The sequence below is a fragment of the Niveispirillum sp. genome, from assembly GCF_017996735.1.
Lineage (GTDB): Bacteria > Pseudomonadota > Alphaproteobacteria > Azospirillales > Azospirillaceae > Niveispirillum.
In genome coordinates this window covers 9,015-15,826 of the sequence record NZ_JAGOGJ010000142.1, presented here as the reverse complement: position 1 = coordinate 15,826, position 6,812 = coordinate 9,015, and the positions used below count along the sequence as shown (strand labels likewise).

Below are 6,812 nucleotides of genomic sequence, written 5' to 3'. Positions count from 1 at the left end.
CATCGCGCATGCGGTTGATGGCGGACCAAATCTCGCCATTGCCCTTTTCATGTCTGTCGGACAGCTTCTGCAGGTCGGCCGACAGGTGGCCGATGTCCGAACTGATCTTGCTGACCAGCGTCTCCACCGCGCCGAAAGCCCGCCGCCCGGCCTTGTCATTGGCAATATCCGCTTCGGCCCGGTCCAGCCGCGCGCTGATGCGCACCATCTCCATCTGGATGGCGTGCAGGGTGGCGGGCAGGCCATCCAGTTGCCGCGCCTTGCCTGCGGCCAGCCAGCGGACCACCGCCACAGCCCCCGCCGCCGCCAGCGCCATGCCGGCACCGGCCAGGGCATCGCCCGAAAAGATATCAGGCATCTTCCACCCCCATGCACCCGATGCCCGCTTCCCGGCGCAGCCGGTGCCAGATCGGCCAGTGTGCCGCCCAGGCGCGCTGGCAATGCAGCGCGCCATTGAACGGCCGGTTGATCGCATCGATCACCGGCACCATCCATCGCGCCCGCCACGCCCCGCGCAGGCGCAATTCCCAGGCCCCGGCCGATAGCGTCACCTCCCGGTCCCCGGTGCCGGCCAGGACATTCAGGGCGCAGGATGCCAGCGACGCCGCCTCGCCCAGGCGGCGCCTTATCTCTCTCCATGTCATGGTGTCGCCCCCTTAAAGCGCCGCAGCGGCGCGAAAGATATCGTCGATGTCCGTCGCGGTCAGGCCCAGTGCCGCCGCCATCTCGGAAAGATAGGGGCTGGCCCGCTCCATGCTGGCCGCCGCCCACCGCTCGGCCAGCTCTCCATCACCGGACAGGGCCACGGCACTATCCACGATCTCCAGCAGCCCGCGCTCCCGCAGCGCCAGGCGCAGTTGGGTGCGCGTCACCGTCGCCGGCACCGGTGGCGGGCGCAGGGGCCAGATGGCCGCCTCATCCACCGTCAGGTGCCGCACCACCCATGCCCCGCCGTCCCAATCGGCCGTCTGGGTCAGTGGGTCCAGCGGCGGCACGGGCGGCAGGGACAGCACCCATCCGGGCTCCGTCACGCCGGCGGCATCGACATCCAGCGCCCCGGCGCGCGTGCGCAGCAGGTGCAGGGTATCCGCATCCATGGCGGCACTGGCCAGCCGCTCTGTCGCCGCGATCCATGCCGCATGCGCGGGATTGGCCATCGCCACCACCTCCCCATCCGGGCCGGGCACCAGGATGGTTTCCGGTGGCGCGTCCTGGCCCACCATTACGGCATCGGCCTCCGCCCGTTCGGCGCGGGCGCAGATGGCTGCGACCGCCCGGTTGACGGCGATCTGGGCCGCAACATCCGCCGGCGCCGTGGTGCCCAGCACCAGGGCCGGGGCCGGGCATCGTGGATATCCGTCCACCATGGACCAGACAGACAGATAGCGCCCGGCGCCATACAGGCCGGTGCCGATATCAATGCTACGCGGCATAGCTGTTGCCCTCGCTGATGCGTGTGATGGTGATGCGGGCGGTCCAGACGATGCGGGTGGCCGCCACGCCGGTGACACGCGGGGTGATGGTCTGGGCGCCGGTATCGATGGACAGGGTCACATCCATGCCGGCGGTGGTTTCCTGATCCGTGCCGATGGTCTGCACCGATCCGGTCAGGGTGACATTGCCGCCGTCATCGCGGATATAGCGGGCAAGGCGACGATAGACGCCGCCCTGGGTGGATGCCGCACCATAGGTGCGGGCCTGTACCGTCACATCCAGGGTCACGGCCTCCCGCTCCCCGATGGCGATGCGTGGCGTCAGGTCGGTCGGCGTGGCGTCGGTCGTAACGCCGCGCATGGTCACTACCCCCGGCCCATCGACCGGCGATACGCGGGGCCGGCCGGCCGGGACCATCCGATCCCGCGCGATCACCCCATCGCTGATCAGGCCCGCGCCGGCCGCCGTGCCGATCAGTAGATGCGGGCCGGAAGCCGACACCGACACGATGGTATCGCTGCCGATGGCGGCCCCGCCGCTCGCCCCATCCAGATACTGCACCCGGCCCAGGCCCGCGAAGATCGACACACCGTCTCCGGTGCCGACCGCCAGCGTACCTGCGCCGTCGTTGGCGGCCAGGGCCGTGACGCTGTTGGACGTGCCACCCAGGGTGGCTGGGGTGCCGCCCACAATCAGCGCCCGTTCATCTTCGAACATCCGCCGAATTTGCGCAGGCGTGGGGGCGTAGGCGCTGACCCCGGCCATGACCACACCCCCACCCCATGCCGCAACCCCGGATAGACCCGCGCCGATCCGCAGTTCGGCGCCGGTACAGTTCAGCGTTCCGACTGATCCTGCCGCCTGCGTGGCCGCCAGCACGCCATCGACCCAGATTTCCAGGGTGCCAGACCGACGACAAAACGCGACATGCCGCCAGATGCCGGTTCCCCAGGCCAGGGCAGGTGTGGTGGCCGTGGCCGTATTCGTACCGTCACTGGCGAACAGCACCAGCTGGCCAGCGGACACCAGGGCGCGGATATGTGCCCCGGACGCTAGACCAAGCAAGCCACGGTCAAAAATGCGATCAAATGACGGGGTGGCTGTGCTGTTTGAGAGCCAGAAATCGTATGCCCAGTCACCGGTGCCGTACTCCAAATCTGGATTATACGGCTGCCACAGGTAAGCGGTCGAACTGAAGCCAGACACCGCCGCCAGCCCGCAAGGTAGCGCCGTGCGGCCCAGGGTGCCGTTGACCACCAGCCCCTTGCTTTTGTAGCTGCGGTCAGGCAGGGCAATGTCCGCCCGCACCGACTGAACCGAACCATTGAAATCGTTCGTAGGCGTAAAAACCAGTGTGCCGCTGGTTGCTGTGGCTTCAATAGTCAGCAGAGCTGTACCATCAGCCGTGATCGAAGTCTGCCCGGTGATTACGCCGCCGGTCGCGGAAACCGTCAGCGTGCCAGCGCTCCGGTTGCCAGTGGTCACGCGGACCACATAGAACTGACCTACGGTCATGCCAGAAATAGCCCTTGTCAGAGCCGTGGTGCCACTACTGTGATCAAACTCTGTATTGCCGGCGTCCAGGGTCCATCCGCTTGTCTGCGTCCATCCGGTAGCGCTACTGCAATCGTCGTTGAACAACACTGATCCCGTGACATTGCCCGTCGCTGTGTCGCGCAGCCAGGCGCCGCGGACATCTCCCGGCATCCAGCCCGTGGCGTAAGAAATAGTCGTGGTGGCGACCATGCCGGCGTCCGGATTGGCCTCGTCCTCTGCCAGCCATGACAACCCACCGGTCGTGCCTACCGCGCCGGGGGCCAAACAGACGAGAGACGCGCCTCTGGGGAACAGGTTTGGAAAATTTTCCACACCGTAGGTGCGGACTGCCCAGGCCGCCGTGGAGGCATCTGCGTAAGGAATCGGCCCTGCACGGAGCGCGGCGCTGTTCGGGAGTAACCATAGGCGGTGCGGGCTGACAAAAACCGTCCTCGTCGCCGTCGCGGTCAAGTCATAGACAGCCCCCCAGGGGTGGATGACCGAAGCCCCTGCCGCCGTCGCCACGGCCACGGTCGGGATCGGCAGGCCGGCACTGTCCAGCGGACCCCCGGGTAGAACGCAAGCGTCTACGTGGCTGCAATTGTAGTTGGCGATGAAATCAATATTCGGCACATCTTGCGTATAGCCGTTTCCAGAGTTACGCGCCCTGATGTCGCGTCCGTACACTTTCCGCTGCGTATCGGACCTGTATAGTGCTTCGTCGCTCGAAAAGTTTATTTCAAACAATCCAGCGCCAGAAGCTATATAGAACCTACCATTCGCCGCAGACACTGACCGAAACGCTGTTCCGGTGCTGATTATATTCAGTGTGTTATTCGTCCAACTGGTAAAAGTGCCGCCGGCATTGAACACCATCCACATGCGGGGCACGCCGTCCGCATCCAGGTCATGCAGGTCATAAATGGTGAAACTGGATGCGCGCAAAACCCAAAAGACCACGACGGGAAAACGTCGTGTGACCCCACGCGTAGCGGTGCCCAACAGCTCCCAATACCAGGATCGGCCGGGGCGATCACCCCAGGCGCCGCCATCGCCATCCAGGCGGCGGTCATAGAAACCAACCGCGATCACATCGGCCGCCGACGCCAAGCTCTTGGTCGCCGCGGCATAAGCCAACCCGGTCGCCGTGCCGGTGCCGGCCGATCCCACCAACAATTGTGCGGCCGCCAGCGCCGTACCGGTCGCAGCCTTGTCCGCCCCCGTCTGTATCCGGTCGGCGGCCGCCGCGCCCGCGCTGCCGGCCGCCGCGTCCCGCGCCACCTGCGCCTGGGTCAGGGCGGTCTGGGTGGCGGATTTATCGGCGGCGACAATCAATTTATCTGCCGCAACCGCCACCTTGTCGGCCGCCACGGCGCCGCGATCCGTGGCGGCTTCGGCGGCGCTGTCCGCTGCCGATGCCTGGGCATCCTGCGCCTGGTCACGCGCGGCACGGGCCTCCTGCACCGCTTCCAGCCCCGCCACCGCGCCGGCCGTCTGGATGGCCAGCCGCTGGATCGCCCGGTTATAGGCCGTGACGGTAGCCATATCGCCCGGCGACAGGAGCGGGGCGCCCGTCGTCGGCTCGAAATCCCGATGGATGGCATAGGGCACGCCCGCCGCCGATGCCCCGGGCCAGGCGCTTTCCAGGGTCAGCGCAGTGTCGGACACAACGGCACCGACAAAGGCGGCCGGCCCGCCCTCCCCGATCAGCAGCATATCACCGACGGTGACATTGGCGGCCCAGGTGGTGCCGACGCCGGTGACAGCGGTCTGGCCAAAGGTGACGCTGACGGTGCCGGTACGATACTGGCTCATGTGCCCTCGCTTTCCGGGGGATAGGGATGGGCCGCCTTGATCGCGGCCAGATCGGCCAGCATGGCGGCCAGGGTTTCGGGGCGGCCATTGGCAGCGTCGGCATGCGCCTCCATCTGCCGGGACAGCGGCCAGGCGGCCAGATAGGCGGCGCGGCGCCGGCGCGCGACATGATCACGGGTCTTTCGCAAGTTGATGATCATGGCCCGACCTCCACGGACAGAGCATGGTCGCGGTACGGCCACGCCCGGATGACCACGGCATAGGTGCCGGGCCATTCGGCGGACAGCACATGCTCTCCCGCCGGGAGATGCATGATCACGCCGTCAACCTCCACCTGCGCATCCACCGGCAATGCGATGGCCAGCGTCTCCCCCACCGTCAGCGTTGCTGTCAGCGGTATGGCCAGGGACGGCCGGACACGGACTGCGTACAGATCGCGATCCACATAGTCAGTTTGCGGATCCCCATGGCCCAGCATCAGGGCCGCACCCGGAAATGTCTGATGCGCCAGGTCTGTCGCAGCGCAGTGGCCCGCCTGCAGGATGCGCCCTGTAGACGGTTCGAAATGCACGAAATCTGGCATCATGCCTCCGTATAAAGGGCAGTCACGGTCAGCCGCACACCGGCATAGGTGACGGAGTGACCGCCATTGCGATTGAGTTTCAGCGTGTATGTGGACGTCGCCGGAGACGCCGGCGGGCGATCAATGACCGTGCAGGCCAGGGAGCCGCCGGCATAACCGGTATCATCCAGGTTATCGACGCCGCTGCGCCGGACCAGATCGCCGAAATACGCAATCTCGGTGTCGTCGCGGTACAGCCGTACTGAAATCCGGCCATCCAGCGTGGAGGCATTGGTATCCATGGTGACCACGCCGCCGGCGCCGGCCACTTCCACGCGCACCTTCTTGCCTTTGTGTTCGATGCCCTGGGTGGCAATGGTATTGTCACCCACCGACAGGCTGCCGCTGACGGCAGCAGTCTGGCCGCTATTGGTGACACTGCCGGGCACGATATTTGCCGTGCCGACAACCTCCACCCCCAACTCTGACGCCGCGAAGATCGCCTTGGCCGTCGCGTCCCACACCCAAAGCCCGTGTTGCGATCCCACCTTGCCGGCCGCAACGCGGTTTGCGTTGACCGCAGTCCGCACCAGAATGTTGCGCGACAGCCCGTCGATAACGACGCCGGCGTTACTGCCATCCTCCATGAACAGTTGCGCTGTGGCGATGGAGCCGGACTTAAGCTGCGTGGCATAGACGTCACCTACGTACGCCACGCCAGCATTCAGCGTGCCGGCGCGAACCTGGTTCGCCGCGATGGTGCCGGCATAAAGTGCGCCATTGATCACTACCGTCGGCAGACCAGTCACAGGGTCCGTGCCGGCCGCGAACAAAAAACGGTTCCCGGTCTCACCCGGCAGGCTGACCGAGAATTTGTCCGCCACCACGGCAAAATGCGCGACAGGCGTCCCATTGATCGGGGTGGAGGCCAGCCCGAAGCCCGCCACCTTGCCGTTAGTATCGATCTTGACCGTGTACTGCGCAGACAGACCATCTATCGACCCCTGATGGACCGCTATTGTGGAGGTATGCCCGCCCACCGTGGTTGACAGGGTGCTGATGGCACTGGCATTGGCGCTGTCGCCATCGGCCCTGGCCGTTTGCTCCGTGACCAGCGCCGCGCGGGTGGCGGGCAGGCCGGTGGTGGCATGGTTGACCTGTGCGGACAGGGTGCTGATGGCGCCGGCATTGGCGCTGTCGCCATCGGCCCTTACCGTTTGCTCCACCAGCAGCGCCGCGCGGGTGGCGGGCAGGCCGGTGGTGGCATGGTTGACCTGTGCGGACAGGGTGCTGATGGCGCCGGCATTGGCGCTGTCGGCATCGGCCCTTACCGTTTGCTCCACCAGCAGCGCCGCGCGGGTGGCGGGCAGGCCGGTGGAGGCATGGTTGACCTGTGCGGACAGGGTGCTGATGGCGCCGGCATTGGCGCTGTCGCCATCGGCCCTGGCCGTCTGTTCCACCAGCA

7 protein-coding genes are annotated in these 6,812 nt (G+C 66.4%); all 7 read right to left on the bottom strand.

All coding sequences use genetic code 11. From position 1 onward, the window contains the following. Positions 1-358 (bottom strand): hypothetical protein (locus tag KBA48_RS27705; protein WP_292911932.1); only part of this gene is annotated, 358 nt, incomplete at its 3' end. Beyond that, the gene (locus KBA48_RS27700; RefSeq protein WP_292911931.1) at positions 351-644 is read right to left on the bottom strand and encodes a hypothetical protein; all 294 of its coding nucleotides are present in this window, start codon (positions 642-644) and stop codon (positions 351-353) included. The genes KBA48_RS27705 and KBA48_RS27700, both read right to left, overlap by 8 nt. A gap of 12 nt (positions 645-656) precedes the next feature. Further along, positions 657-1,433 (bottom strand): hypothetical protein, encoded by a 777-nt coding sequence (locus tag KBA48_RS27695; RefSeq protein WP_292911930.1) that lies wholly within the window; start codon positions 1,431-1,433, stop codon positions 657-659. After that, positions 1,423-4,785 carry a LamG-like jellyroll fold domain-containing protein gene (locus tag KBA48_RS27690; protein WP_292911929.1) on the bottom strand — a complete coding sequence of 1,121 codons (3,363 nt, stop codon included), beginning with the start codon at positions 4,783-4,785 and terminating at the stop codon, positions 1,423-1,425. The genes KBA48_RS27695 and KBA48_RS27690 overlap by 11 nt, the downstream gene beginning before the upstream one ends. Then, positions 4,782-4,985, bottom strand: a complete 204-nt coding sequence (locus KBA48_RS27685) for a hypothetical protein (protein ID WP_292911928.1) — start codon at positions 4,983-4,985, stop codon at positions 4,782-4,784. The genes KBA48_RS27690 and KBA48_RS27685 overlap by 4 nt, the downstream gene beginning before the upstream one ends. After that, on the bottom strand, positions 4,982-5,371 hold the full coding sequence (locus KBA48_RS27680; RefSeq protein WP_292911927.1) for a hypothetical protein: 390 nt from the start codon (positions 5,369-5,371) through the stop codon (positions 4,982-4,984). The genes KBA48_RS27685 and KBA48_RS27680 overlap by 4 nt, the downstream gene beginning before the upstream one ends. Continuing rightward, positions 5,368-6,812, bottom strand: a 1,445-nt coding sequence (locus KBA48_RS27675) for a DUF1983 domain-containing protein (protein ID WP_292911926.1), incomplete at its 5' end; no start/stop codon positions are given. The genes KBA48_RS27675 and KBA48_RS27680, both read right to left, overlap by 4 nt.

Excerpts from the sequence above, each read along its gene's own strand:
- KBA48_RS27700 (WP_292911931.1), bottom strand. The coding sequence starts at position 644 with ATGACATGGAGAGAGATAAGGCGCCGCCTGGGCGAGGCGGCGTCGCTG.
- KBA48_RS27695 (WP_292911930.1), bottom strand. The coding sequence starts at position 1,433 with ATGCCGCGTAGCATTGATATCGGCACCGGCCTGTATGGCGCCGGGCGC.
- KBA48_RS27690 (WP_292911929.1), bottom strand. The coding sequence starts at position 4,785 with ATGAGCCAGTATCGTACCGGCACCGTCAGCGTCACCTTTGGCCAGACC.
- KBA48_RS27685 (WP_292911928.1), bottom strand. The coding sequence starts at position 4,985 with ATGATCATCAACTTGCGAAAGACCCGTGATCATGTCGCGCGCCGGCGC.
- KBA48_RS27680 (WP_292911927.1), bottom strand. The coding sequence starts at position 5,371 with ATGATGCCAGATTTCGTGCATTTCGAACCGTCTACAGGGCGCATCCTG.